This is a genomic window from Ruegeria sp. SATB027 (assembly GCF_059613825.1).
The window spans coordinates 1-26,680 of sequence record NZ_JBXWTH010000040.1 but is presented as its reverse complement, the minus strand read 5'-3'; the positions used below and the strand labels follow the sequence as shown (position 1 = coordinate 26,680).

The 26,680-nt window shown below is 57.9% G+C and carries 26 protein-coding genes, 1 tRNA gene and 1 pseudogene; 16 read left to right on the top strand and 12 right to left on the bottom strand.

The annotated features are described in order from the left end of the window. The first annotated feature begins 6 nt into the window (after positions 1–6). The 6 genes from nuoL to AC2FPW_RS10430 are packed head-to-tail and all read left to right on the top strand — an operon-like array spanning position 7 to position 8,406. Positions 7–2,145 (top strand): NADH-quinone oxidoreductase subunit L, encoded by a 2,139-nt coding sequence (gene nuoL / locus AC2FPW_RS10455; protein ID WP_496813616.1) that lies wholly within the window; start codon positions 7–9, stop codon positions 2,143–2,145. Continuing rightward, complete coding sequence (locus AC2FPW_RS10450; RefSeq protein ID WP_480481778.1) at positions 2,145–3,689, top strand: NADH-quinone oxidoreductase subunit M; 1,545 nt, start codon at positions 2,145–2,147, stop codon at positions 3,687–3,689. The genes nuoL and AC2FPW_RS10450 overlap by 1 nt, the downstream gene beginning before the upstream one ends. A gap of 15 nt (positions 3,690–3,704) precedes the next feature. Next, positions 3,705–5,147 carry an NADH-quinone oxidoreductase subunit NuoN gene (gene nuoN, locus AC2FPW_RS10445; protein WP_480476104.1) on the top strand — a complete coding sequence of 481 codons (1,443 nt, stop codon included), beginning with the start codon at positions 3,705–3,707 and terminating at the stop codon, positions 5,145–5,147. Between the two features lie 54 nt (positions 5,148–5,201). Continuing rightward, complete coding sequence (locus AC2FPW_RS10440) at positions 5,202–5,951, top strand: biotin--[acetyl-CoA-carboxylase] ligase (RefSeq protein WP_496813615.1); 750 nt, start codon at positions 5,202–5,204, stop codon at positions 5,949–5,951. A gap of 11 nt (positions 5,952–5,962) precedes the next feature. Beyond that, entirely contained in the window at positions 5,963–6,742 is a 780-nt protein-coding gene (locus tag AC2FPW_RS10435; RefSeq protein ID WP_209504438.1) for a type III pantothenate kinase, read from the top strand. Then, on the top strand, positions 6,739–8,406 hold the full coding sequence (locus tag AC2FPW_RS10430) for a ribonuclease J (RefSeq protein WP_496813614.1): 1,668 nt from the start codon (positions 6,739–6,741) through the stop codon (positions 8,404–8,406). The genes AC2FPW_RS10435 and AC2FPW_RS10430 overlap by 4 nt, the downstream gene beginning before the upstream one ends. Positions 8,407–8,416: 10 nt before the next feature. Here the strand turns inward: AC2FPW_RS10430 and AC2FPW_RS10425 are convergent, their stop codons facing one another. Next, on the bottom strand, positions 8,417–9,118 hold the full coding sequence (locus AC2FPW_RS10425; RefSeq protein WP_267362909.1) for an NUDIX hydrolase: 702 nt from the start codon (positions 9,116–9,118) through the stop codon (positions 8,417–8,419). 25 nt (positions 9,119–9,143) lie between these two features. Next, positions 9,144–9,542: a DUF983 domain-containing protein gene (locus tag AC2FPW_RS10420; protein ID WP_267362795.1), complete on the bottom strand. Its 399-nt coding sequence runs from the start codon at positions 9,540–9,542 to the stop codon at positions 9,144–9,146. A 219-nt stretch (positions 9,543–9,761) separates the two neighbouring features. On the opposite strand from AC2FPW_RS10420, the gene AC2FPW_RS10415 reads away from it, so the two are divergent. The 4 genes from AC2FPW_RS10415 to AC2FPW_RS10400 are packed head-to-tail and all read left to right on the top strand — an operon-like array spanning position 9,762 to position 11,669. Next, positions 9,762–10,232 carry an EF-hand domain-containing protein gene (locus AC2FPW_RS10415; protein ID WP_267362793.1) on the top strand — a complete coding sequence of 157 codons (471 nt, stop codon included), beginning with the start codon at positions 9,762–9,764 and terminating at the stop codon, positions 10,230–10,232. A 6-nt stretch (positions 10,233–10,238) separates the two neighbouring features. Further along, positions 10,239–10,856, top strand: a complete 618-nt coding sequence (locus AC2FPW_RS10410; protein WP_480486191.1) for an RNA polymerase sigma factor — start codon at positions 10,239–10,241, stop codon at positions 10,854–10,856. Further along, positions 10,846–11,199 carry a hypothetical protein gene (locus AC2FPW_RS10405; RefSeq protein WP_267362789.1) on the top strand — a complete coding sequence of 118 codons (354 nt, stop codon included), beginning with the start codon at positions 10,846–10,848 and terminating at the stop codon, positions 11,197–11,199. Before AC2FPW_RS10410 ends, AC2FPW_RS10405 begins: the two co-directional genes overlap by 11 nt. Then, positions 11,196–11,669: a periplasmic heavy metal sensor gene (locus AC2FPW_RS10400; RefSeq protein ID WP_480481772.1), complete on the top strand. Its 474-nt coding sequence runs from the start codon at positions 11,196–11,198 to the stop codon at positions 11,667–11,669. Before AC2FPW_RS10405 ends, AC2FPW_RS10400 begins: the two co-directional genes overlap by 4 nt. A gap of 5 nt (positions 11,670–11,674) precedes the next feature. On the opposite strand, the gene AC2FPW_RS10395 is transcribed toward AC2FPW_RS10400, so the two are convergent. Beyond that, entirely contained in the window at positions 11,675–13,075 is a 1,401-nt protein-coding gene (locus tag AC2FPW_RS10395; protein ID WP_496813612.1) for a diguanylate cyclase domain-containing protein, read from the bottom strand. Between the two features lie 89 nt (positions 13,076–13,164). Between AC2FPW_RS10395 and AC2FPW_RS10390 the strand changes: the two genes are divergently transcribed. From AC2FPW_RS10390 to AC2FPW_RS10370, 5 genes are all read left to right on the top strand, one after another. Continuing rightward, the gene (locus AC2FPW_RS10390) at positions 13,165–13,449 is read left to right on the top strand and encodes a DUF3572 domain-containing protein (RefSeq protein ID WP_267362783.1); all 285 of its coding nucleotides are present in this window, start codon (positions 13,165–13,167) and stop codon (positions 13,447–13,449) included. A 24-nt stretch (positions 13,450–13,473) separates the two neighbouring features. Then, positions 13,474–14,166, top strand: coding sequence for an HAD family hydrolase (locus AC2FPW_RS10385; protein WP_496813611.1), 693 nt, complete (start codon positions 13,474–13,476; stop codon positions 14,164–14,166). A 118-nt stretch (positions 14,167–14,284) separates the two neighbouring features. Continuing rightward, positions 14,285–15,844: a trimethylamine methyltransferase family protein gene (locus AC2FPW_RS10380; RefSeq protein WP_480481769.1), complete on the top strand. Its 1,560-nt coding sequence runs from the start codon at positions 14,285–14,287 to the stop codon at positions 15,842–15,844. A gap of 118 nt (positions 15,845–15,962) precedes the next feature. Beyond that, complete coding sequence (locus AC2FPW_RS10375; RefSeq protein WP_496813610.1) at positions 15,963–16,550, top strand: heme NO-binding domain-containing protein; 588 nt, start codon at positions 15,963–15,965, stop codon at positions 16,548–16,550. Beyond that, a complete protein-coding gene (locus AC2FPW_RS10370) occupies positions 16,547–17,539 on the top strand; it encodes a diguanylate cyclase domain-containing protein (protein WP_480583226.1) in 993 nt (330 codons plus the stop codon). The genes AC2FPW_RS10375 and AC2FPW_RS10370 overlap by 4 nt, the downstream gene beginning before the upstream one ends. A 38-nt stretch (positions 17,540–17,577) precedes the next feature. Here AC2FPW_RS10370 and AC2FPW_RS10365 read toward each other — a convergent pair whose 3' ends face one another. From AC2FPW_RS10365 to AC2FPW_RS10330, 8 genes are all read right to left on the bottom strand, one after another. Next, positions 17,578–18,276, bottom strand: a complete 699-nt coding sequence (locus AC2FPW_RS10365) for a CbiX/SirB N-terminal domain-containing protein (protein ID WP_496813608.1) — start codon at positions 18,274–18,276, stop codon at positions 17,578–17,580. Positions 18,277–18,337: 61 nt separating this feature from the next. Next, positions 18,338–19,270, bottom strand: coding sequence for an AEC family transporter (locus AC2FPW_RS10360; protein ID WP_496813606.1), 933 nt, complete (start codon positions 19,268–19,270; stop codon positions 18,338–18,340). Between the two features lie 33 nt (positions 19,271–19,303). Further along, complete coding sequence (locus AC2FPW_RS10355) at positions 19,304–20,122, bottom strand: MBL fold metallo-hydrolase (protein ID WP_480910088.1); 819 nt, start codon at positions 20,120–20,122, stop codon at positions 19,304–19,306. Beyond that, complete coding sequence (locus AC2FPW_RS10350; RefSeq protein WP_480583237.1) at positions 20,119–20,925, bottom strand: TatD family hydrolase; 807 nt, start codon at positions 20,923–20,925, stop codon at positions 20,119–20,121. The genes AC2FPW_RS10355 and AC2FPW_RS10350 overlap by 4 nt, the downstream gene beginning before the upstream one ends. Further along, positions 20,922–22,043: a DNA polymerase III subunit delta' gene (locus AC2FPW_RS10345; protein ID WP_267362762.1), complete on the bottom strand. Its 1,122-nt coding sequence runs from the start codon at positions 22,041–22,043 to the stop codon at positions 20,922–20,924. Before AC2FPW_RS10345 ends, AC2FPW_RS10350 begins: the two co-directional genes overlap by 4 nt. Before the next feature lie 3 nt (positions 22,044–22,046). Next, positions 22,047–22,673 carry a dTMP kinase gene (tmk, locus tag AC2FPW_RS10340; RefSeq protein ID WP_267362759.1) on the bottom strand — a complete coding sequence of 209 codons (627 nt, stop codon included), beginning with the start codon at positions 22,671–22,673 and terminating at the stop codon, positions 22,047–22,049. Continuing rightward, positions 22,670–23,836: a D-alanyl-D-alanine carboxypeptidase family protein gene (locus tag AC2FPW_RS10335; protein ID WP_496813604.1), complete on the bottom strand. Its 1,167-nt coding sequence runs from the start codon at positions 23,834–23,836 to the stop codon at positions 22,670–22,672. Before AC2FPW_RS10335 ends, tmk begins: the two co-directional genes overlap by 4 nt. Positions 23,837–23,852: 16 nt before the next feature. Beyond that, positions 23,853–25,121 (bottom strand): SPOR domain-containing protein, encoded by a 1,269-nt coding sequence (locus AC2FPW_RS10330; protein WP_496813603.1) that lies wholly within the window; start codon positions 25,119–25,121, stop codon positions 23,853–23,855. A 217-nt stretch (positions 25,122–25,338) separates the two neighbouring features. Here AC2FPW_RS10330 and AC2FPW_RS10325 point away from each other — a divergent pair. Further along, positions 25,339–25,428, top strand: a tRNA-Ser gene (locus tag AC2FPW_RS10325). 375 nt (positions 25,429–25,803) lie between these two features. On the opposite strand, the pseudogene AC2FPW_RS10320 reads toward AC2FPW_RS10325, so the two are convergent. After that, positions 25,804–26,680, bottom strand: a pseudogene (locus AC2FPW_RS10320) (recombinase family protein); the annotation flags it as partial.

Sequence of the window (26,680 nt, the reverse complement as noted above, 5' to 3'; positions counted from 1 at the left end):
GAGAACATGGAAACCACCATCCTCTTTGCCCCGCTGGTGGGCGCGCTGCTCTGCGGGTTTGGCTGGAGATTCATTGGCGAGAAGGCCGCCATGTGGACGGCCACGGGCCTGCTGTTTCTGGCTTGTCTGCTGTCATGGCTCGTGTTCTTCTCGTTCGACGGGCTCACACAACAGATCGAGATCATGCGCTGGATCGAAAGCGGGTCGCTCTCGACCTCGTGGGCCATCCGTCTGGACCGGCTGACCGCCATCATGCTGATCGTGGTCACCACGGTTTCGGCGCTCGTGCATCTCTACAGCTTTGGCTACATGGATCACGACCCGCAATGGCGCGAAGGCGAAAGCTATAAGCCGCGTTTCTTTGCCTATCTGTCCTTCTTTACCTTCGCGATGCTGATGCTGGTGACGGCGGACAACCTTGTGCAGATGTTCTTTGGCTGGGAAGGCGTGGGTGTTGCCTCGTATCTGCTGATCGGCTTCTACTATCGCAAGCCGTCGGCAAATGCTGCGGCGATGAAAGCGTTCATCGTCAACCGTGTGGGCGATTTTGGCTTTGCTCTGGGCATCTTCGCGCTGTTCTTCCTGACCGACAGCATCAACTTTTCGGACATTTTCGCATCGGCACCCGCGCTTGCAGAAGAAAAGCTACATTTCCTGTGGGGCGAATGGACCGCGGTCGAGGTGATCTGTGTTCTGCTGTTCATCGGTGCGATGGGTAAATCCGCGCAGCTGATCCTGCACACCTGGTTGCCGGACGCGATGGAAGGCCCGACGCCTGTGTCAGCGCTGATCCACGCTGCGACCATGGTGACCGCAGGCGTCTTTTTGGTCTGCCGCATGTCCCCGCTGATGGAGTTCGCACCGGGCGCGACAGGGTTCATCACTGTTCTTGGGGCCTCGACTGCGTTCTTTGCGGCCACTGTTGGTCTGGTTCAGACCGATATCAAACGTGTCATCGCGTATTCGACCTGTTCCCAGTTGGGTTACATGTTTGTGGCGGCGGGCGTCGGCATGTATTCGGCAGCGATGTTCCACTTGTTCACGCATGCCTTCTTCAAGGCGCTGTTGTTCCTTGGGGCCGGTTCCGTGATCCACGCGATGCATCACGAACAGGAGATGACCGAGTATGGCGGTCTGCGCAAAAAGATCCCCTATACCTTCTGGGCGATGATGATCGGCACCCTGGCGATTACCGGTGTTGGCATCCCGTTGACCACCTTTGGGTTTGCCGGTTTCCTGTCAAAGGACGCAATTATCGAAAGCGCCTATGCGGGCGGGTCAAGCTATGGCTTCTGGTTGCTGGTTGTCGCTGCGGCGTTCACCTCGTTCTACAGCTGGCGTCTGATCTTCCTGACCTTCTATGGAGAGCCGCGCGGGGACAAGCATACGCATGATCACGCACATGAAAGCCCGATGGTCATGCTGGTGCCGCTGGGAGTTTTGTCGCTGGGTGCGGTATTCGCGGGCATGATCTGGTACGGAAACTTCTTTGGCCATGCCGACAAGGTCGGCAAATTCTATGGTATTCCGGTTGCAGAAGCTTCAGAGCATGCCGAGGCCGGTGATCACGCGGCGGCGGATGCGTCGCACGGCCAAGACAGCCATGCCGATGACAGCCATGCTGATGAGGCCGCGCATGGTGAGAATGCCGCAGTGGGCGAAGACCACCATTATGTGTTTGCGGGTGAGCCAGGTGAAGGGGCGCTTTATATGGCGCCGGACAACCACATTCTGGACGATGCGCATGCGGCTCCGAAATGGGTCAAGGTTTCGCCATTTGTGGCGATGGTGCTTGGCTTTATCGTGGCCTATTGGTTCTACATCGTGAACACGTCGCTACCCGCACGTCTGGCCGCAAATCAGCGCCCGCTGTACCTGTTCCTGCTGAACAAATGGTATTTCGACGAAATCTACGACGCGATCTTTGTCAAACCCACTGTCGCCCTTGGCCGGTTCCTGTGGAAACGCGGTGACGGCAATACAATCGACGGCTTCCTGAATGGGGTTGCAATGGGCGTTGTTCCCTTCTTCACCCGCCTCGCAGGCAAGGCGCAGACCGGGTACATCTTTACTTACGCCTTCTGGATGGTATTGGGCATTGCGGCCCTTGTCACCTGGATGTCGATCGGCGGAGGCGCACACTAATGGACAATATCCTATCTATTGTCACCTTTATCCCCGCCATCGCAGCAGGCATTCTGGCGCTGTTCCTGCACGGCAGCGATGTCGCAGCGCAGCGCAACGCCAAGTGGATTGCATTGCTGGCGACAACTGTGACGTTTCTGGTGTCAATTGGCATCTACACAGGCTTTGATCCTTCGAACACCGGCTTCCAGATGGTGGAAGAGGGTGAATGGCTGATGGGTCTGAAATACAAGATGGGTGTGGATGGCATCAGCGTTCTGTTTGTGTTGCTGACCACCTTCATCATGCCGCTGACCATTCTGGCCAGCTGGAATGTGACAGACCGCGTCAAGGAATACATGATTGCCTTCTTGCTGCTGGAAACGCTGATGCTGGGCGTGTTCATGGCGCTGGACCTAGTGCTGTTCTACCTGTTCTTCGAGGCGGGTCTGATCCCGATGTTCCTGATCATCGGGATCTGGGGCGGCAAGGACCGTATCTATGCCAGCTTCAAGTTCTTCCTTTACACCTTCCTCGGCTCGGTGCTGATGCTGGTAGCCATGGTCGCAATGTATGCTGACGCAGGCACTACGGATATCGAGGCGCTGATGGCCCATCAGTTCGCATCCGAGAGTTTCAGCGTGTTGGGCATCTATATCACCGGCGGTATGCAGACGCTGATGTTCCTGGCCTTCTTCGCATCTTTTGCGGTGAAAATGCCGATGTGGCCGGTGCACACCTGGTTGCCCGATGCGCACGTTCAAGCGCCGACGGCGGGCTCGGTCGTGCTGGCGGCGATCCTGTTGAAGATGGGCGGCTACGGCTTCCTGCGGTTCAGCCTGCCGATGTTCCCGGTTGGCACGGCGGTGATGACTGATCTTGTGCTTTGGATGTCAGCCATAGCGGTTGTCTATACCTCGCTGGTGGCACTGGTGCAGGAAGACATGAAAAAGCTGATCGCGTATTCCTCGGTGGCGCATATGGGCTTTGTCACGATGGGCATCTTTGCTGCGAACCAGCAAGGCATTGACGGCGCGATTTTCCAGATGCTGAGCCACGGGTTCATCTCTGCTGCGCTCTTCCTCTGTGTCGGCGTGATCTATGACCGGATGCACACCCGCGATATCGAGGCTTATGGCGGTCTGGTCATCCGGATGCCCGCCTATGCGCTGGTCTTCATGCTGTTCACCATGGCCAATGTCGGACTGCCGGGCACCAGCGGGTTTATTGGTGAGTTCCTGACACTCATGGGTACATTCCAGGTTAACACCTGGGTGACTGCAGTTGCGGCGACCGGTGTGATCTTCTCGGCAGCCTACGCGTTGTGGCTCTACCGCCGCGTTGTCTTTGGGGACCTGATCAAGGAAAGCCTGAAGGCGATGACCGACATGAGCTCTCGCGAGCGGCTGATTTTTGCCCCGCTGATCGTGATGACGATCCTGTTGGGGGTCTACCCGTCGCTGGTGACCGATGTGATCGGGCAATCGACGACGGCACTCATTTCGAACTATGACACGGCTCTGGCCGCGGCTGAGGCTGCGACCCAGACTGCCGCTTCGCATTAAGGGAGCTTTGGAGACATGATCCAGGCTGATCTGACAATTATCCTGCCGGAAATCGTTCTGGCGATCTATGCGATGGTGGCTCTGTTGGGGGCAGTCTACACGTCGAAAGACGGGCTGGCTTCGGTTCTGGTCTGGACCACGGCGGGCCTGATGGCGGTCCTGGCGATCTGGATCGCTACCCAGGGCAGTGGCACCAACGTGGCCTTCAACGGCATGTTCGTAGATGACGGGTTCGCGCGTTTTGCCAAAGTTGCCATCCTTTTGTCGGCAGGCGCCGTACTGGTGATGAGCCAGGAATACATGGCACGCCGGGGTCTGCTGCGCTTTGAATATCCGCTGCTGGTTGCGCTTGCTGCCGTTGGTATGATGATGATGGTCAGCGCGGGCGATCTGATGTCTCTTTACATGGGGCTCGAGCTGCAATCCCTTGCGCTGTATGTTGTTGCCGCGCTGCGTCGTGACAGTGCGAAATCAACCGAAGCAGGGCTGAAATACTTTGTTCTGGGCGCTCTCAGTTCAGGTCTGCTGCTGTATGGTGCGTCGCTGGTCTATGGGTTCACCGGCACGACACTGTTCTCGGGCATTATTCAGACGGTCCATCATGGGGACGTCTCGGTTGGTCTGTTGTTTGGCCTGATCTTCCTGATCTCGGGTCTGGCATTCAAGGTCTCGGCGGTTCCGTTCCATATGTGGACACCGGATGTCTATGAAGGGTCGCCGACGCCAATTACGGCCTTCTTTGCCACCGCGCCGAAAGTCGCGGCAATGGCCTTGTTTGCACGTCTTCTGCATGACGCTTTCGGAGGCGTGGTCAAAGACTGGCAGCAAGTGATTGTTCTGCTGTCGGTGCTGTCAATGCTGCTGGGGGCGGTTGCCGCAATTGGTCAGCGCGACATCAAGCGACTGATGGCGTTCTCGTCGATTGCCCATATGGGCTATGCGCTGATCGGTTTGGCGGCTGGCACCGAGTTGGGTATTCAGGCGATGCTGATGTATCTGGCGATTTACGTGACCATGAACATTGGCACGTTTGCGTTTATCCTGATGATGGAACGCGACGGCAAACCCGTCACTGACATTGATGCGCTGCGCCAGTATTCCAAACGTGATCCGGGCAAGGCCCTTGCTGTTCTGATCCTGATGTTCTCGCTTGCCGGTGTCCCACCGATGCTGGGTTTCTTTGCGAAGTTTGGTGTTTGGCGGGCTGGTGTAAGTGCCGATTTGACAGGCCTTGTTGTGGTCTCAGCCATCGCATCGGTAATTGGCGCCTTCTATTACCTGCGGATCGTGTTCTACATGTATTTCGGGGCCGAGAACGAGGACCCGATCGAAACGCGGTCGACACCCGTTCTATGGGTCGCCCTGATGGGGTCCGCGGCGCTGATGCTGATCGGGGTCTTCTATCAGTTCGGGATTGAGGGCGCGGCCGCTGCCGCGGCGGCGACTCTTGTCAACTGAACGTTTTGAACAATCTGAGAGAGGGGCTCGGTCGCGTGACCGGGCCTTTTTGATATGACCAAGTGGCCAAAAGGCTATGGCCTGCACGAGGTGCAGGAAGTCGATAGCACACTCAACGAAGCGGCGCGGATTGCCCCCAATGCCCGTGGTCCTGTCTGGATCATGGCGCATCATCAGACGGCTGCGCGTGGGCGACGCGGACGGTCATGGGCCAACCCCATGGGCAACCTTGCCGCGACCCTTTTGATGCGCCCCGAAGGTGCACCAGAACAGGCGGCACTGCGCAGTTTTGTTGCGGCACTGGCTCTGTTTGACGCTTGCGTCTCTGTGACAGGGCGTGCGGCGGGGCTGTCGTTGAAATGGCCCAATGACGTACTGCTGAACGGTGGTAAGCTTGCTGGTATTTTGCTGGAAAGCGCCGGTCAGGGGCGCGGTGTAACGCATCTGTCGATCGGTATTGGCGTGAATTTGGCCAACGCCCCAGACGCCGACGTGGTAGAACCGGGCGCGATCCGTCCCGTCTCGCTGTTGTCGGAAACCGGTGCAAACGTCACGCCCGAGGATTTTCTGACCGAGCTTGCCTCGGCCTATGCCAAATATGAAACTCAGTTTGTTACCTACGGGTTCGAACCCATTCGCACTGCGTGGCTGTCCCGTGCTGCCCGGCTGGGCGAGGTTATCACGGCCCGTACCGGCACGTCCGAGACGGTTGGGACCTTCGAAACGGTAGACGCAAGCGGTAACCTTGTCTTAAACACCGCCAAAGGCCGCGTGAGCATTCCTGCGGCGGATGTCTATTTCTGAAAGGGGCGCAAATGCTTCTGGCCATTGATTGCGGCAATACCAATACAGTCTTCTCAATCTGGGACGGTCAGGAATTTCTGTGCACCCTGCGTACCTCGACCCATCACGCACGCACGGCGGACGCCTATTTCACCTGGTATTCGACGCTGGTGAAACATTACGGGATTGAGGCGAATATCTCGGATGTCATCATTGCCTCGACTGTGCCGCGCGTCGTGTTTAACCTGCGCATCTTTGCTGATCGCTTTTTTGGGTGCAGGCCGCTGGTGGTGGGAAGGCCGGACTGCCTGTTGCCCGTGCCGCCGCGCGTGGATCAAGGAACTGTGCCGGGCCCGGATCGACTGGCCAACGCGGTTGGCGCATTTGACCGTCATGGCGGCAATGTCGTCGTGGTGGACTTTGGTACCGCAACAAATTTCGACGTTGTCGCCGCGGACGGTGCCTATGTAGGGGGCGTCATCGCTCCGGGTGTTAACCTCAGCCTTGAGGCTTTGCATCAGGGCGCAGCCGCACTGCCGCATATCGACATCACGCGACCAGAGAAGGTGATCGGTACAAATACGGTTGGTTGTATCCAGTCGGGCGTGTATTGGGGATATTCCGGTCTGATCGAGGGGCTGATCGCACGGATCAAGGCCGAATATGGAATGCCGATGAAAGTCGTGGGAACCGGAGGGTTGGCCCCCTTGTTCGATCAGGCCGACGTGGGGTTCGACGTAATCGAAGATGATTTGACGATGCACGGCTTGACCGTGATTCATCGCTACAACAAGGAAAATGGCTCGATATGAGCAGTGAAAGATTGATCTACCTGCCGCTGGGTGGCGCGGGCGAAATCGGCATGAATGCCTATGTGTACGGATATGGTCAGCCCGGGCAGGAACGCCTGGTCCTGGTGGATTTGGGCGTCACCTTTCCCGATATGGACACAACTCCGGGCGTCGACCTGATCTACGCGGATATTTCATGGTTGAAAGAACGCGTTGACCGGCTGGATGGCGTTTTCATCACCCATGCGCATGAAGATCATGTCGGCGCGGTGGCTCATTGCTATGAGGCACTGGGAGCTCCGATCTATGCCCGGGCTTTCACGGCCAATATCGCGCGTCGCAAGATGGAAGAATATGCGCACCCGACCGATGCGGTGACAACCGTGTCCGCTTGGCCTGAAACGGTTTCAGTCGGACCGTTTTCCGTCGGTTTCCTTCCGGTTTCACACTCGATCCCGGAAAGTGCTGCGTTGGTCATCGACACGCCCGCAGGGCGCGTGGTGCACTCGGGTGATTTCAAGCTGGATGCAAACCCGGTCGTGGGCGAACCCTTCGATCCCGACCTGTGGGCCGAGATTGCCAAGCCGGGTGTCAAGGCGTTGGTTTGCGACAGCACGAATGTTTTCTCGGCGCATCCGGGCCGTTCGGAATCCGAGGTCGGGCCAGAGATTACAAAGCTAGTCGAAAACGCCGAGGGTATGGTTGTGGCTACCACCTTCGCGTCGAACGTGGCACGGGTCAAAACATTGGCCGAGGCGGGCGCACGCGCGGGGCGTTCAGTTGTGTTGCTGGGGCGCGCAATGCGGCGGATGATCGAGGCCGCGACTGAAACCGGTATCCTGTCGGACTTCCCCAAGGTGATCAGCGCGGAAGAGGCGCTGGACCTGCCGCGCCAGAACCTGATGCTGATCGTGACCGGCAGCCAGGGCGAACGCCGTGCGGCAAGCGCGCAACTGGCCCGCGGCAAGTACCGTGGTCTGGAACTGTCCGAAGGCGACCTGTTCCTGTTCTCGTCAAAAACCATTCCCGGAAATGAACGTGGCGTGATTTTCATCATGAACCAGCTCAGTGAAAAGGGCGTGGATGTAGTGGATGACAGCTCGGGCCTCTATCATGTCTCTGGCCATGCGAACCGGCCCGATCTTGAGAAGGTGCACGCGCTGATCGATCCGCAAGTTGTGATCCCAATGCATGGAGAGCACCGGCACCTGCGCGAGCATGTCAAACTGGCTGAGCAGGGTGGCAGAACGGGCGTGCTGGCCGTGAACGGCACCATGCTGGATCTCAGCGGCAATGCACCCGTGGTGGTCGACTATGTCGAAACCGGGCGTACCTATCTGGACGGTACGGTGAAAATCGGTGCGATGGACGGTGTGGTACGTGACCGTATTCGCATGGCGCTGAACGGCCACGTAACTGTGACAGTCGTTCTGGACGAAGAAGACGAGCCGCTGGGCGAACCGTGGTGCGATACGATGGGTCTGCCCGAGGTCGGAACGTCCCGGGCCGGATTGGTCGAGGTGTTGGAAGAAGACCTGAACCAGTTCCTGATGCGGGCGGCAGCCAAGACCCTACGGGATGACGACAAGCTTGAAGACGAAATGCGCCGGATCGTGCGTCAGACGGCAAAAGCGGAAATCGGCAAAAAGCCCGAAGTGACGGTAGTTGTCAGCCGGATGCGGTGAAACTGACCGGTCAATCCTGCTCGGGCATTGGATAGCCTCTGAGCCGCAGGAATAGATTGGCTTCTTCGTTGTTCTGATAGAACGGAACCGATATTGGCGGCTCGGGTGAGGTCACCCGGGCTGCGACCTCGGCCAGAACAACCTCGGTGATAAACGGCAAATCCAGGTCGCGCGCCCGATCCAGTTCCACCCATTGCAGATGCGACAGCTCGTCCGAGGCATGGCTGAAATCATCCAGATCGCCCTGCAGCGCATCGGCATCGACCAGAAAAAACCGCGCATCGAACCGGCGGGGGCGGCCGGGCGGTGTGACTGCGCGAAAAACAAATTGCAGCGCAGCGGCCGACGGCACGTAACCCATGGCGGAAAAGCTTTGCCAGTCGTCAGGAACGTTGCCCGGCCAGCGTCCTGTCTGGCCCAGGACAAGTCCTGTTTCTTCCCAAAGCTCGCGAATTGCTGCCGCAGCAAGGGCGTGTTGTTTTCCGGATTCCGCCTGTTCCGCCAACCGCTCAGAACACAGGTCAGGCAGTGCGGTCGCAAGCGGTACATCCGCATCCGCCGGATCGACCGCTCCACCGGGGAACACGAATTTGTTGGGCATGAACACAGCCTTGGACCCACGTTGACCCATCAGGATCGACGGATTGGTCCACCTGTTCCGCAAAACGATGACGGTTGCGGCGTCGCGGATGGCGGTCTTGTCGGTCATCATGCCTAAAACAATCGCTTCTTCCGGTTCATGAATCGTTGCCAAAACCGTGCATACGACGCGCCCACTGATAGGCGACCACAGCGCCTTTCAAACGGGGGAGCAAAAACAGCGACAGTGCAACGCAAGCAATGGAAAACCCGATGGCCATCACCCATGGGTCCGGGCGCCAGTTCACATACGAGACGTGCAGGGCCGGGGCCAACAAATGCCCGACCAGCAGGATCGTCAGATAAGCTGGCCCATCATCGGCGCGATGATGAAACAGTTCCTGTCCGCAGTTCGAGCAGGTGTCATTCACTTTCAGGTAGCTGTGCAACAGCTTGCCTTCGCCGCAACTAGGGCACTTGCACCGAAACCCTTTGACCAAAGCGGGCCAGGTTTCACGCTCGCTCTGGGTTGTGGTGTCGATCGTCTGATCCGTCATAATATAACTCGCGCAGTAATCTTTGGCGGATAATGCGCCTGAACGGGTGGTTTTTAAAGGGGGGTGCGTCGCTTTGCAACGCACCTAAGGTGAACCACGTCGTGAAATACCGAGATGGTTCAAAAAAAGTTGCTGGCACTGCGACGGAACTCCCTGTCTCGCGCGTTTGAATGGATATGAGCAGCGGCACTCAGGCCGCGTCAACAAGGGAAAACCGAAATGAAAAACGCAAAGTTCATCACGGCGATTGTCCTGTCGGGTGTTGCAATCACCGGCACGTCTGTTCTGGCGGCTGGCCCGGGTGGTCGTGAGCCAGTGTCCTTTCAGGAATTGGATGCCAATGGCGACGGTCAAGTGACACAGCAGGAAATGGAAGCACATCGCACCGAGCGTTTCTCGGCCGCGGATACTGATGGGGACGGCCAGCTCAGCCTTGAGGAGATGCAGGCCGCCGCTCAGAAAAAAGCAAACGACCGCGTCACCAAAATGTTCGAAAACAACGATGCGAACAAAGACGGGTTCCTAAGCCAGGACGAGTTGCCGAAACCGCGCCGGGGTGACAAGATGTTTGACCGGATGGATGCAGATAACAGTGGTGGAATATCGGAACAGGAATTTGCCGATGCCAAAGACCGGATGGGACGGCACCATAAGAAAAAGCACCACAAGTCGGGTGCAATCGACAACTGATGCAGGGTGGAGGACCTGACCTCCCACCTACACGATGTTCGCGGTGCGGGTTGCACCGCGAGCTCTCTCAGCGACGATGTGTTGCTGAGCCAATTTGCTGAGGGTGACGCACAGGCTGCGCGGGTCTTAACCGATCGCCTTGGGCCGCTTTGTTATTCCGTCGCGTTGCGTATGTTGGGCAATCGGGCCGAGGCAGAAGACGTAACGCAGGAGGCGATGATGCGGATGTGGCAGATGGCGCCGGAATGGGTGCCGGGTCAGGCCAAAGTGTCGACATGGCTGTATCGCGTGACGTTGAATCTGTGTGTGGACATTCGGCGCAGGAAGTCCCCCGGCAGGTTGTCGGATATTCCTGAGCCAGAAGATGGCAAAGCCAGCGTAGCCGACCGACTGCAGGATGAGGCCCGCGTGGATGCGTTGCAGCTTGCCCTGTCTCAGCTGCCCGAAAGGCAGAGGCAGGCAGTGATTCTGCGCCACATCGAAGAGTTGCCCAACCCTGAAATTGCCGGGATCATGGGAATTTCAGTAGAAGCGGTTGAAAGTTTGACCGCGCGCGGCAAACGAAGTCTGACCGCGATTTTGGCCGGGCGACGTGAAGAACTGGGGTATGACGATGACGGATGAAAACCTGGAACTGGATCATTTGTTTGCGCAGGCTCGGCAAAACCGACCGGCGCTGCCCGACGATCTGGCCGTGCGCATTCAGACAGATGCTGAAAAACTCCGCCTCAGTCGCCTAAGGCCCGAACCGCGTCCTCAATCTTCGATCTGGCATCGAATGATGGACAACGTAGGTGGCTGGCAGGGGTTGGGCGGCTTGATCGCCGCCAGTGCGGCGGGGCTCTGGATCGGCTTTTCCGCGCCGGGGTTCCTGCCTGATCCCGCCAATCTGCTGGCATCGCAGGAGACGGTCCTTTTTGTGGCGGACCTTGGATATGACACGAGTTTTCTGGAGAGCACTGAATGAATGCTGCCCCTAAACCGAAACGCCGGTGGATGACGGTTTTGCTGGTTTCGTCATTGGCACTGAACCTGTTGGTTGTCGGTGTTGCAGTTGGAACCGTGCTGCGCCTGAAGGATGGAGATCACACCGAGGCACCGCCGGGATTCGGTCCTGCGCTGTATCGCGCTTTGCCGAAAGATGACCGCAAAGCGTTGCGAGGGGAACTGTCTGCGCTGCGCGAAAAAGACTTAAGGGGGCGCAGACAGGACTTTCAAGCCCTGAGCCTGGCACTGCGCAGGGTGCCCTTCGATCCGGTCGCCGTTGAAGTGTTGTTGCAGCAACAGTCGCAGGCGACGGCAGAACTGCAACTAGCATTGCAGACACAATGGCTGGCTCGCGTCACCGCCATGAGTGACGCAGAGCGGCAGTCTTATGCGGACAGGTTGCAAAAGATCGTCGAACGCGGGCCGCATGGGCACAAGAAAAAGGATTGACGGGTTCAGGCTGCGCTTTGCCTGATACTCACCTGATTGCGCCCCGCTTTTTTTGCCGCGTAAAGGGCTTTGTCGGCGGCTTTCAGGATATCTTCTACAGGAACGGGTGTGCGTTCTTTTCCCGGCGTACCCGATTGCGGCATCTCCAGCCCAATGCTGATCGTGACGTTAACCTGCAAACCTTGGTCCGATAGCCGGAACGGAGCGCGACAAATGCTGTCGCAGATGGTCTCAGCCAGTTTTCTGGCTTGCTTTTGTGACACATCAGGCACCGCAAACATGAACTCTTCACCGCCGATACGGGCGACAAAACCTTTGGATCCAAGTGCGCTTTGCATGCGTTTTGCGGCCTGCGTCAGAACACAATCACCGGCGCCATGGCCATGGCAGTCATTGATGGTCTTGAAGTGGTCCAGATCCGCCAGCATGACGGCAAAGCCACGTCCGGTACGGGCAGACTGGCGCGCGATCTGATCCAATGCCCGCATGGCGTAACGACGATTGTGCAGCCCGGTCAGCGGGTCAATCCAGGACTCGGCGATCCCTTTTCTCAGTGATACGCGCAAATGATCAAGCCGTGCCTTGCGCGCAATCTGATTGTTCAGCCGCAACAGGATCTCTTGCGCGCAGAACCCCCCCAGGCACACGGCGTCCGCTCCTCTGTCCAGCGCTTCCGAGGCCTGCACGGCGTCGTTGTCCTGCAGGATGCCAATCAGGACAGTGTTCCGGGTTGCTGCGCGTGACCTGAGATCTGCAAGGATATTCAGCGCGGACGGGGGCGAGCCCAGTTCGACCACAATCGCGTCCGGTATCGGCCCGGACAAAACGCCTTGCAGGTTCGATTGAAGATGCCAGGACAGATCGAAATGGTGGTGGCTTTGCAAGGCCTTGTGCCAAAGGGCACCAGTTCGGACAGTATCGGTCAAGATATCAACCCGGGCCGCGTTCGGTGGGCTGATCATGACAGGGGCGGGTTCCCCAAACCCAATAGGTTGCGATCCGTTGCTGACCTGCAAATCTTGAGTAGCTGCACGCGCGCGCAAAAGGCTGCGAATGCGTGCCAGTAGCAACGTATCTTTGAAAGGGTGCGTCAACACATCGTCCAGCCCGTCTTTCAGGGCACGCAGGCGCGCGTTTTTGTCATTCTGTGCTGCCAGTACGACAACGGGCACGTCATCAAGGCCTGATACTTCGGCGAGGGCTTTCTTGACATCTGCGGCTGTTCCATCGGGCAATGTCTGGGCCGTCAGAACAAGGTCTGGCTGCACGCGACGGGCAAGGGCTTGTAGCCCTTCAAGTTTTCCACCCTGCACCACGTGGTACCAGGCAGCAGTCAGTTGAACCTTCAGCATTATGCGGTTGGTTGATACCCCGTCGAGGACAAGGATGGTGCCTTGCACAGACATAGTCGTTCACCGTTGATTGCATGCGTGAACAAATTGTTTATGAGTCTGGTTAACAAACTCTTTCCAACACCATTCTCTGAGCGCGGTTTATGCCCCTATCGCCTGATTTAGCCGAGACACTTGCTCTGACAGCCCTGGGGTGGCTGGTCAGCAATGACGAGCTTTTGCCTGTATTTCTTGGCTCGACAGGCGCTTCGATCGGGGATGTTCGCAATCGGGCCGGTGATCGTGACTTTCTGGCTTCGGTTCTCGATTTTCTGGTGCTTGACGATTCGTGGGTCATGGCGTTTTGTGACGCCAACTCGATCGCCTACGACCACCCGGCCCAAGCGCGGGCCGTTCTGTCAGGCGGTGGCGATGTACACTGGACCTGAACACCTTTTCCGCAGGAGCACGCGATGCCAATAGAAGCAATCGTCTTCGACAAGGATGGCACTTTGTTCGATTTTGCCAAAACCTGGGGAACCTTCGGGCGCTCGTTGCTGATGCGTCTGACAAAGGGGGATGTAGACCGGGCGGTGGAACTCGGGAGCGTCATCGGGTTTGACTACGAGCAAGAGCGGTATGCCACAGATAGCATTGTGATCGCCGCAACGGTCGAAGAAATCGCCGAGGTGCTTATTGCGCATGTTGACGATGTGGCATTGCAGGAAGTTGTGGACATGATGAATGCCGAGGCCGCAGCCGCTCCTCAATCCCCTGCCGTGCCGCTGGGTCCATTCCTGAAAGGGTTGCAGCAATCCGGGATCAAACTGGGCGTTGCGACAAATGACAGCGAGCATCCGGCATTGCAGCATCTGGAATCTGCTGGAATACGCGAACACTTTGATTTTATCGCCGGGTATGACAGTGGTCATGGGTTCAAACCGGGGCCCGGTCAGTTGCTGGCCTTTGCCGCACAGGTCGGGGTCGAGCCGTCGCGCATTGCAATGGTGGGTGACAGTGTTCATGACCTGCAAGCGGGGCGCGCAGCCGGGATGATCACCATTGGCGTTTTGACCGGATTGGCAGAAGCAGATGCGCTGGCACCGATGGCGGATGTGGTCCTGCCGGATATCGGTCACATTCCTGCGTGGCTGGCCGAAAAATGATGCGTTGATCCGGAAAATCGACGCACAATTATAGAAAACCGACAAGCTCTGTCGCAGATGGAGCGGCCAGAAATGCGTCTTCGGGTCTTGCTTGTATCAAGCCAGAACGGAGGCAACCATGGCCGAGACCAACACACGCAAACGCCGCGGCGGAGGACGCGCAGGTGCGGCAGCACGCAGGGGCAGCGCGGTGATTGACCAGATGCCGTGGGACCCACCCATCAATATAGATCGCCCGACTGAACCGCTGGATCAGGCCGGGATCGAAGCGATCCATGAAGGGGCCATGCGTATTCTGGAAGAGATCGGGATCGAATTCTACAATGAAGAGGCAATCGGCATCCTGCGCGAGGCGGGGTGCACGATCGATGGTGACAACGTCCGCATGGGGCGCGATTTCGTCATGGAGATGATCGCCAAGGCGCCCAGCCAGTTTTCCATCACGCCCCGCAATGTTGACCACAGGATCGAGATCGGTGGAAAGAACATCCTGTTCGGCAACGTTTCGTCGCCGCCTAATTACTGGGACATGGAGATTGGAAAGAAAGTGCCCGGCAATCGCGAGATGTGCCAGAATCTTCTGAAACTGACGCAGTACTTCAACTGTATTCACTTCGCAGGCGGATATCCTGTAGAACCCGTCGATATTCATGCCAGCGTCCGGCATCTGGATGTGCTGTATGACAAGCTGACCCTGACCGACAAGGCGATGCACGCCTATTCGTTGGGTAAGGAGCGTGTAGAAGACGTGATGGAAATGGTGCGCATCGCGGGCGGTCTCAGCCATGAGGAATTCGAGGCCTCGCCACGGATGTACACCAACATCAACTCGACCTCGCCGCTGAAGCATGACCATCCGATGATTGATGGCTGCCTGAGATTGGCGCGGCGCGGGCAGGCGATTGTCGTAACCCCCTTTACGCTGGCGGGGGCAATGGCACCGGTAACGATGGCGGGGGCGGTTGCCCAGTCCCTGGCCGAAGCCTTATGCGCTATCGCTTTGTTCCAATATGTGCGCCCCGGTATTCCCTGCGTAATCGGAACGTTCACGTCGAACGTGGACATGAAATCAGGCGCGCCCGCTTTCGGGACGCCGGAATACATGCGCTCGACCCAGATGACCGGGCAGATGGCGCGATATTATGGGCTGCCGCTGCGTTCATCCGGTGTGTGTGCGGCCAATGTGCCAGACGGGCAATCCGTGTGGGAAACCTCGAATTCGCTCTGGGCGGCCGTGCAGTCGGGCACCAACATGGTGTACCACGCCGCCGGTTGGTTGGAAGGCGGCCTGATCGCAAGCCCGGAAAAATTCATTATGGATTGCGAGGTTTTGCAGCAAATTCAGCGTTATATGAACCCTGATCTAACCGCGACCGGACCGGATGAGATTGCTTTGGATGCCATCCGCGCGGTTGGCAATGACGGTCACTTTTTTGGAATCCAACACACACAGGATCGCTACACCACGGCCTTCTACCAGCCCTTCCTGAGCGACTGGAAGAACTATGAGGGCTGGGAGGCCGCCGGAGGCATCTGGACGGCTGAGCGTGCGCATCACATGTTCAAAGAGATCATCTCGAGCTTTGAGGCACCTCCGATGGACGATGGTATCCGCGAGGAACTGGCCGAGTTCGTTGAACGCCGCAAGGCTGAAGGCGGCGCGCCGACGGACTTCTGACTGGGCGGGTAGTGTCGACTTGATACTCCGTTGCTTTCACAGCAACTCGGGGCGAATTTTGGCTATTTGTTAAGGTTTCTCAGACCACAGTGCCAAGGACACCAAACTGAGGCATCCGATGCATGGTCTGATCAATCGGGCGATACAGTCCTTTGTCGGCGCGACCTACGGGCAATCCTGCTGGGTTCGCGTGACCGAAGGTGCGCGGCTAGGGTTTGTCGAATTTGAAGCCATGCTCATCTATGATGATGACATGACGACCCGGTTGCTTGAGGCCCTGAGTATTGACCTCAATCGACCACAGGCGGAAATCCTCGAAGATCTGGGAACATATCTGGTGTCCCATCCGAACATGGAAGGGCTGCGCCGACTGCTCAGGTTTGGGGGTGTCACCTATGTTGAGTTCCTTCATTCCCTTGATGATCTTACGGATCGTGTAAGACTGGCTGTCTCTGATCTGAATTTGCCAGCGCTTGAGTTGAGAGAGCTTTCAGCCACGGAATACCAGTTGTGCTGCCTTCCGGACTTACCAGGATTTTCCAGTGTTATGGTCGGGGTCCTGCGCGCGATGGCCGATGATTATGGTGCGCTGGTGATGCTGTCGCATGAGGGTCGTCAAGAGTGTTGTGAAATCATTTCAATCATTTTGGTCGAAAGCGCCTTTGCCGAGGGGCGCCATTTTGATCTGGGGGCTCGGAACAGATGACACATACTCAGGAACTGGCAGATCTTCTGGAAACGCTTTGCCCGATGTTCCTGTTGGTGGACCGAAGCGGATGCATTCAACAAGCGGGTCCGACACTGCAAAAGCTGCGGCCCGAATTGCCTTTGGTTGGGCTGGGTGTTCTGGACGTGTTCGAGCTGATCCGCCCCAGAACAGTCACCACCCTTCCCGCGTTGATGTCGATGGCCGGTGCCAAACTGCATCTGAGATTTCGCGATGAACCGCGTACGACCCTGAAAGGCCTGGTCGCGCCCTTGCCCGACTCGGGCGGTGCAGTCATCAATCTGTCATTCGGTATTTCGATTTTGGATGCGGTTCGGGATTACGCCCTGACAAGCGCTGATTTTTCCGGCACTGACCTGGCGATCGAGCTGTTGTATCTGGTCGAAGCCAAATCCGCCGCGATGGAAGCGTCTCGTTCACTTAATCTCAGGCTTCAGGGGGCAATGCTAGCCGCGGAAGAGCAGGCATATACCGATACATTGACAGGATTGAAGAACCGCCGCGCGATGGATCATTTGTTGGGGCATCTGATCCTGGCAAATTCTACATTTGCCCTTATGCATCTGGATTTAGACTTCTTTAAATCCGTGAATGATCGGCTGGGCCATGCCGCCGGGGATTACGTTCTGCAACAGGCGGCCCGCATCATGCTTGAAGAGACGCGTGGAGACGATACGGTTGCCCGGGTTGGTGGGGATGAGTTTGTCATAATTTTCAAGGGCCTGACGCGGGAAGAAACTCTGGAGTCCATCGCCGGCCGTCTGATCGCGAGGTTGAATGAACCCATGATGTTTCAGGACCAACCGTGCTGTATCTCTGCAAGTATCGGAACGGCCTTATCCACCCAGTTCAAGGTTCCCAAAGCCGCCGACATCCTTCACGCCGCCGACGTTGCCCTTTATCAGGCCAAGCGAGACGGCCGGTCCTGCCACCGCCTGTATTCCACGCTGATCAAAGCGCAAACCTGAGTTTTCCTGTTTCCGGGTCGGAGATTTCAGGCGAATTTTCAAGCGAGCTGAACGGCCTTTGTTAACTGTTTGGCAATCTGGTGCCGGATGGGTGGCAGTTCCCCTACCACTGGCAGCAAAACGCCTTTGAACCCTGCTTGGCTCAATCCTGCAGGCACGTCGTCCACTGCGTGCCCCCCGGTGCAGGCAAAGAACGGAAGGCACAGCGCCTGAGCCCCCGTGCCGGTTGCGGCTTCGGAAATGTATGGCGGTTCTTCAACAAACCCAACGCGGACAGATTTGAAAGCCAGCATTTCCTCAAGTTTAGATGCGAAGTTCAGAGCCACGACCGAGGGGTTTCGGCTACGCCCTGACCCATGTGCGGCAATAACCAGGTCGGTCGACGCAGCTGCCCAATTCCTTTTGGACAACTCGGATTGTAGGGCGCGTGCGGTCAATTCCGGTAGCTCTGGGTCAATACCCAACGGGTCTAGGATGCGCGCTTTGTGATCCCCTAATCGCTTGGGCAAAGCGCTGGTGACAAACCATCCATTTGCCATGAAAAGCGGATAAATGACCGTGTTTTCCGGCAGGCTGCTCAGCTTAGCCTCGAACGCGCCGGGCGCGGCCAGAGTTGCTGCATGCACCGTTACATGCTCGGTCAGGGCGTCGACCGTAGTCGCGAACGCAGCCAAAGCAGCCTCGGCCGGTTCTGGATCGGACGGCTGACCATGTGCGACGATGATGGCATGTGGCATTTGGATCTCCTGACACGATATGCGTTAGGTGCCTCTGTGCGAACCGAAGTCAACACTACTGTTAGCCCAGAACCGTTAGCCAAAGCCAGACAGTCAGGATGGATGTGGCTGTCCCAATGAGAACAGCCGAAGCTGCCACCCGCTTGGCGCGGCCATACATGTTAGCAAAGATATAGGCGTTGAACCCCGGCGCCATGGCTGCGTTCAACACGCCCGAGCGGAACAGATCCTGAGGCAGCCCTGTGGATTTGCCGAATATCCACACAAGGCTGGGATGCAGCATCAGCGAGATTGCGCAAACAAAGGCGATAGTGCGCAGATCACCTTCGGGTTTGTATTTGACCAGTACCCCGCCCAGTGCAAACAGGGCGCCGGGCAGGGCGGCCCGCGTGATCAGACCAAGGGCTTCGTCCACCACAGCCGGGATGTCCAAACCGGATAGATTAACCACGAATCCCAGTGCAATACCAAGGATCAGCGCGTTCTTGAACATTGCCGACAGAACAGAACGCGCCATGCGTACGCCACCGTTTCCGCGATTGCGGACAACCTCCATCACCGTGATCCCTACGCCGTAACAAAACGGGGAATGGAAGGCGATAATCGCATAGTTGCCTGTCAGGTTCTCGGGACCATAAGCGCGTTCGGTAATCGGCAATCCCAGCAGAACCGAGTTAGAGAACAGGCAACAAAACCCGATTGCCACGCAGTCTTCCCATTCGCGGCCGAAAATGATGCGCGCACCAAAAAGACCAGTGATGAAACACATGGCGGCGGCGGAATAGAAACTGGCCAAAAGCCGGGGATCGAAACTGGCGCTGAGGTCCAGATGCGCGATGGCAAGAAACAACAGGCATGGGATCGCGAACCCTTGAGTAAATCTCATCAGCCCGTCGACATGGTCTTCTTTGAAATATCCTGTTCGTGTTGCCGTGTAGCCGGCACCGATCACAAGAAAGACAGGAAGAATGACGTCAATCAGACTTTGCAGCATTTGGCCCCCGTGCAACGGCCAGGTTGCGATATCTTATGCAAAAGGAACAGGGGCCTGAAACGCGTGATGTATCACCATCCCGTCATAGGCGGGGGTGATATTGTCCGGAGTTTCTGCATCGACGGTCATATAGTCCAGATCGATATGCATGTTGGTTAGTATCGCCTGTTTTGGTTGCAGCTTCTCAATCCACTCAAGCGTTTTTTCCAGATGTGCATGTGTGGGATGAGGGCTTCGGCGCAGGGCGTCGATTATAAGATATTCCAACCCTTCCATTTCAGGCCATGCGTCGTCGTATATTTCGGCAACATCCGGCAAATAGGCGAGCCGTCCCATGCGAAAACCTAGAGAATCTATCGAGCCGTGATTGACCTTGAATGGACGAAACGGAATGGGCCCGCCGGGTCCATCAATTTCGAACGGTCCGTCGATGGACTTGAGGTCGAGGATCGGAGGATAAGGTGACCCTTCGGGTTGAATGAAGGCGTATCCAAACCGCCCCAGCAGGGCGTTCTGGGTATCACCATCAGCCCAGACCGGTACACGGGTTTTCATGTTGAACACGATCATGCGCAGGTCGTCGATTCCATGGACATGATCCGCGTGAGAGTGTGTATAGACTACACCATCAAGCCGCCCGGTGCCCGTGTCCAGCAACTGGCTGCGCATGTCCGGGGTCGTATCAATCAACACTGAGGTTGTGCCGCCGGGGCCGTTACGCTCGACAAGCAGGGAACAGCGCCGGCGAATGTTCTTGGGGTTAGCAGGATCGCAAGCACCCCAGTGGCCACCCAACCGGGGTACGCCGCCTGACGATCCGCAGCCCAGAATGGTAAATCGCAACTCGGTCATGCAGCGGCCCTGTTCGTTGCCGCCTTGCTGAACAGCCGGTCAAAGTTCGCCTGAGTTTGGGCGGCAAAAGCCGGATACTCCAGACCGAACACTTCAGCCCCTTTTCGGGCTGTATGTGCGGTATAGGCCGGTTCGTTTCGCTTGCCACGATAAGGGGGCGGCGCAAGATAGGGCGCATCGGTTTCCACCAGAATGCGATCCACCGGCGCGCTTGCGAAAATGTCGCGCAACTCCTGGCTTTTGGGAAAGGCCGCAATGCCGGACATGGACAGATAAAACCCCAGATCCAGCGCGGCTTTGGCCAACTCGGCCGAGGACGAGAAACAGTGCATCACGCAGGAATAGGGCGCGTTGCGATACTCTTCGGCCAGAATTTGGGTCATATCGTCGTCTGCCGCGCGGGCATGAATGATCAAAGGCAACCCTGTGCGCTGGGCTGCTTCGATATGAATGCGCAGAGATTGCTTCTGAAGCTCAGCGCTGTCGGCGGTATAGTGGTAATCCAGACCGGATTCGCCGATGCCCACAAATTTGGGATGTTGTGCCAGCGCAACCAATTCATCGACCGAGACCATAGGCTCGTCTGCGGCGCTCATCGGGTGGGTGCCTGCGGCGTAGAATACCGGTGCATGGGCTTCGGCAATTGCACGGACTGCGGGTTCATTGCGTAGCTTGGTGCAAATCGTCACCATCCTAGTCACGCCAGCCTCGGCCGCGCGCGAGATGATGTCGTCCAACTGACCGTCAAAATCCGGGAAGTCCAGATGGCAGTGACTGTCGGTGATCTGGGGGGTGTCGCTCATCTGACCTGGCCGGCGGTTTCCTGTATCTTGAACACCGTATCTAGGACCAGAGCGGCAGGGTCAAGGTTCACCGCCTGACCATGTCGCGTGCGGGCTGTGATTGTCGCTGCGACTTCGGCCCAGCGACGGGCCTGATCCGAAGAATCTGACAGTCTGGCCAGCGTTTCAGCTTCGTTCGGGGCGGCCTCAGAGGTCGGCGGTGCTCCGGTTGCCCCGGTCAGGGCCAGCCGAGACAAAGCGATATCGATCAGTGTCAGCAGCAGATCAAAGCGCTCGGCCGCGCCGCGTTGTGCCGCAGCCTCGGCCAGGGCCAGCGCGCGCTGCCGGTCCAGGCGGGGCAGAGTGCCCAGAATGGCAATCAGTTCGGCATAGATTTCAAGCCCGCCCAGATTGATCAGGCGAACGGCGTCCCCGACCGAGCCAGCGGCCAATGCGGCGAGATATTCGGGATGCGTCGGTAAGGTCGTCCCGGTTTGCGACAGCGCGTCCTGCATATCCCCGGCACTCAGGGGCCCAAGACGCAAGGTCCGGCACCGAGAGCGGATGGTCGGCAACAAGCGCGAGGGTTGGTGCGATACCAGCAAAAGAGTTGTACGCGCCGGAGGCTCTTCCAGCATCTTCAGCAAAGCATTGGCGGCGCTGACATTCATCTCATCCGCCGAATCCACGATTACAACCCGGCGCCCACCATCGGCAGAGGACAGGCCAAAGAACTTTCCCAGCTTTCGGATGTCGTCCACAACGATTTCGTTGCGCAGCCGCCCCTGATCATTCAGCGACCGGGCTATCGCGGCCAATCCCGGCTCGGCCCCGGCCAGAATGCGACGTGACACCGGGTGGTCGCGATCAATGTCGAGCGTCTCTGGCGGTGGCGGCGCGCCAAACAGCCCACCGTCGTTTGCCAAAGGTGTTGCCAGCAAGAACCGCGCAATCCGCCAGGCCAACGTTGCCTTGCCGACGCCACGCGGCCCGGTCAGCAACCAGCCGTGGTGCAGCCGGTCCGAGTTGTAGGCGGTCAGAAACGCCTGTTCCGCCGCATCCTGACCAAAAAGCCGGGCGGTCTCGCGGGGATGCGGCGCACCGGGCACCTGATCCGGAGAGGGGATTTCGTCATTCATCGTTTATCGCAAAGCAGCCTGGACGATTTCTGTCACATCCTGCGCAACGCTGTCCATGTCCCGGTTACCGTCCACCACGCGGAAACGGTCGGAAAACTCATGGGCCAGTGCCAGAAAGCCCGCCCGCATTTTCCTTTGTAGGTCCGGGCCGAAATCTTCGAACCGCTCTTCCGCGCCTTGCCGCCCTTTGGCGCGGGACAGACCGGTATCGGGGTCCATGTCGATCAGCAGCGTCAAGTCCGGCTCGCGCTTGATCATCAGGCTGTGCAGCTGATCAACAAGGCCGCGCAGATCGCCCCGCGACAGGCCCTGATACATACGTGTGCTGTCGGCAAAGCGGTCGCAGATCACCACTTGCCCTGCGGCAAGTGCGGGTTCGATCGTACGTTCCAGATGGTCGCGGCGGGCGGCCGTGAAAAGCAGGATTTCCGTTTCGGCCGACCAGCGGTCGGGATCACCTTCCAATACCAGGCTGCGGATTTCCTCCGCGCCGGGTGAGCCGCCCGGTTCACGCGTCAAAACGACCTCATGACCCTGCGCCCGCAGTTGATCCGCCAGCATCCGCGCCTGAGTTGACTTGCCTGATCCGTCAATGCCTTCGAAAGTCAGAAATAACCCCGCCTTGGTCACATCGACTCCAGTGGGTTATTGATCACGTCTTTCAGAACTATGCCGCCAACGGTCAGCATACGGACGACAAATCCACCAATTGCAACGTCTTCCGCTGCCACCAGTGGACGTCGAATTTCCGGCAATCCTTCAGGCTTGATGACAAGTTCGGCCAGTTGCTGGCCTTTCTTGACCGGTGCATTGACGGGACCCTGATACACAACTTCGGCCTTGACGTTTTGTGTGCCCAGAACCGGAAACAGAACCGTCAGATCGCCGTCAGGTACAAGACCAACAGTCTTTTTCTCGCCCATCCACAGCTTGGCTTCGGCTATCGGCGTTTCCGCGTTGGCAACTGTCCTCTCGACAAAATTTCGAAACGACCAGTTAACCACGGCCTCAGCCTCCTCTGCCCGTTGACCGGTGCTGTTCAGCCCGCTGAGGACAAAGATGACACGGCGATCGCCTTGTTTGGCAGACCCGACCAGGCCGTATCCGGCCTCCTGCGTGTGGCCGGTTTTCAGGCCATCCGCGCCAATGCTCAGTTTCAGCAATGGATTGCGGTTACGGGCATTCGATGGCGCACGGCCATCGAATTCGAATACCTCTTCTGAAAACAGGGGGTAGTATTCGGGAAAGTCGGTAATCAGCCTGTCGGCCAGAACCGCAAGATCATGAACCGACATCATATGTCCGGCGGCAGGCCAACCGTTCGAGTTCGCGAAATTCGAGTTGTTCATACCGATCTGCTTTGCGCGCTGGGTCATATAGCGGGCAAACCCGGCCTCTGTCCCGTCAGGGCTTAGCGCCTCGGCCAGGACCACGCAGGCGTCGTTGCCTGACAGAACGATGATGCCGCGCAGCAGGTCCTCGACCCGAACCCGGTCCTGCGTGTTCAGAAACATGGTCGAGCCGCCATAGCTCATCGCGTGTTCGGACACGGGCAGGGTTTCGTCCAGCGTCAGTCTTCCGTCACGCAGCGCTTCGAAAGCAACATACAGCGTCATGAGCTTGGACATGGATGCAGGAGGCAAGGGCTGATCGGCGTCTTTCGCCAAAAGCACCGTACCGGTGGTCTGATCGATCACATAAGCCGCGCGGGCAGATGTATCAAAAGCCTGAGCCGGGATTGCCAGAACGGCAAGCCCAATGGCCAGAACAGAAGTTCGCAATGAGGATAGCATGTTATGCCTCCTTGTATCAGTCGGACACGGTGAACGCATCTTTGAAACCAAGGTCCTTTACATCTTTTTGAATGGCCTTGCGTTCGGCCCGGGTTGCGGCAGGGCCAACCAGGACCCGCCATACTGTTTTGTTTTCGGTTTTCAGTTCCCGCACAACAGTCGACATGCCATTCCGGCGCACTTTCTCGGCGGCGGCATTCGCATTTGCTTCGACGCTGAACGTGCCGATCTGCACAAATGGTTTGCTCAGCGGAGACGCAGCGCCTGTTGCCGCCGCTGCGGCCGGAACCGCTTCGGTCGCGTCAATCGCGGATGCAGCGCCTTCGATGGGATCCAGTGGCGTTTCGGTGATCTCAGTGGGGTCTTTCTTTTGCCACCACTTCCGTTTTGCAGGCTTTTCAGCGGGGGCTTCGACCGGCGCGTCCGACAACGCCGGTGCAGCTGCGGCTACCGCTACATCTGCGGCCACATCAACACTGTCTGTCGCGACGTCCGCCGCAGCCACGGTGGCTCCCGCAGCCGCTGCTGCTGCTGGCTCTTTTTTCTGCCACCACTTCCGCTTGGCGGGTTTTTCTTCAGCGGGCTCTGTTGGGTCCTCAGTGGCTGATGCCGCAGCTGTGGTCGTGTCCGTACCTTCGGTCGCTGCGTTGGCAGAACTTGCCGCATCCGCCGCAACCACTGCCGAACCGGCTGCTGCCGCTGGCGCCTTCTTTTGCCACCATTTCGGCTTGGCCGGTTTTTGGGTATCTGCCGCGGATGGATCGTCGGTGGCCGCGGTGTCCGATACCGCAGCCGTATCTGCCGCCTCGTCTTCCGGTTTGAGCGCGTCCTCTGGTGGTGATTCCTTTACAGCTTCACGGCGCAAAGCGACCACACTGACCTTTGTCGGCGCGCCCGCCAGCATTCCGAGCTGTTCCGCAGCCGCAGATGAGACCTGTAGCGCCGGGCCGGGCAGGTTGCGTTCACGTCGGAACAGGGCCCCTGTTACAGACTTGTTGTTTGCGGTGTTCGTAATTACGACACGCTCGGGCTGGGATACTTCCGGATAGGCAACCCAGATCCCGCCCAGCGAGGGCCTGCCATCCCAAAGCCCCGCTTCGGTGACCTGAAAAACCTCGGGGGCTTCGACGTCACGCTGCGAGCCCGAGGCTACCTCGGGAAGGAGTTCGGTTTTGTTTGAGTTTTCTTCAGGTTTTTCAGCCTCTTGAAGAATGTCTTCACACCCGCTTAAAACTGTCAAAGTCAACGCCAGATACGCCAACCGTTTCGGTCCCGGGCGTGTCATGATCGCTCGCTCCATCTGCTTATCCCTTGCCTGAAGGGGTCTCGTTCTCGGAACCCCGCTGCCGGTCTGCTGGTTCTGCTTGCCAGCCTGTTTCGGTCTATTTCGGGGATCATAACGCGGCTGAAGAGTCATGGAAAGACCGCTGCGCGGGCTTCGGCAAGAAATCCCGATTTCGACTTGCCTCTGGCCGAACTTGCGCTTAGACCCTGCCTTCGACGGGGAGGTGGCAGAGTGGTCGAATGCGGCGGTCTTGAAAACCGTTGGGCGTGAGAGCGTCCCCAGGGTTCGAATCCCTGTCTCCCCGCCACTCATACCTGTCTCACTTCAGTTGTATTTTCTGATCCGGAATTGTTACGCAATTCCCGCGCGTTGGCGCATGCGCTTTCAATCAGAGACGAAGCAAACCGTACATTCAGAGGACAATTCAGGCGCGAGTCTCAGTGTCGCATTTTAGCGGGGTCGCTTTGGGCTGGATTTCCCTGATAACCTGCAATTTACAGGGAATATTCGCAAACCGGGACTGACTTCCGTCATTTCTTCTATCAGAACTGTATGTTTCTCAGAGGTTTATGTTGCAAATTCCCTAAAAGGTGGAACAGGGAATTTCCTCGTGCGAACAGGGAATTGTTCCGCCGGATCAGGGAGGGCGAAGTCTGTATCAGGGACGCAGGAGCTGGAGATGTCAGAAGCCGAACAGGCGTTCCTGTTCGGACCATTCAAGTGGGTGGGTCACGCTGACCAGACGCTTGAGTGTGAGTTCGGGCGGCTGGCTCCCGTCGAGAATCGCCGTTTGAATCTTTGGTGAGAGAAAGGCGAGCTGAGCACGGGTGCGGATGAAGGCGTCAGGGACGCTTTCGCGGCGGGCAATCTCCATCAGTTGAACTCCGGCCTTCAGATCACGGGCCCAGCCATGGGCGCGGATCAGCATGGACCGGAGGTGGGGATCAGGTTGGGGTGCCATGTCTCCGGCGATGACCTTGGCCTCGACGCCGCGGCGGCACAGATCGAAAGATGCGGTGACGTGGGTGAGATCCGGGTGCAGATGATCGGCCGCGATGCCAAGTGCGCTTGCCAGAGTTTTGGGGTTAAATTCGAGGTCGATCTGTCCTCGTGCAAGTTTGCCTTTGGCCAGAAGAGCAGCGCCGATCTGACAGCCATGGCCTAGAAGCCGGGTTACTAAATCCGCAACTGAAGTCTGAACTGCCTCGGCTGACCCGGCCTCCGGCTGCGCCAGTACTTGGTGCGCCGCGGCGGCGTCTTGCAAATGTCTGACGATGACATCAATGACCGCGTTTTCCAGCGCTGGGCCGGGCAGTCGCCAGCCAGAGATATCTTTGCCGCCTGAGATCAGTCGATTGGAGATATAGTAGCGCAACCGTCGGCCTTTGCGCGTGGTGTGGGTCGGTGTCAACCGATCACCAGTTTCGTCATACAGCAGACCGGTGAGCCAGGCCCCGGGGTCAGTGGAGTGTTGGCGCGCATCTGAGCCTCCCCCACTGAACTGGTCCACCGCTATGTTTAGGAAACGGAGGACCACGAATGGCAAACAAGCGACCGAA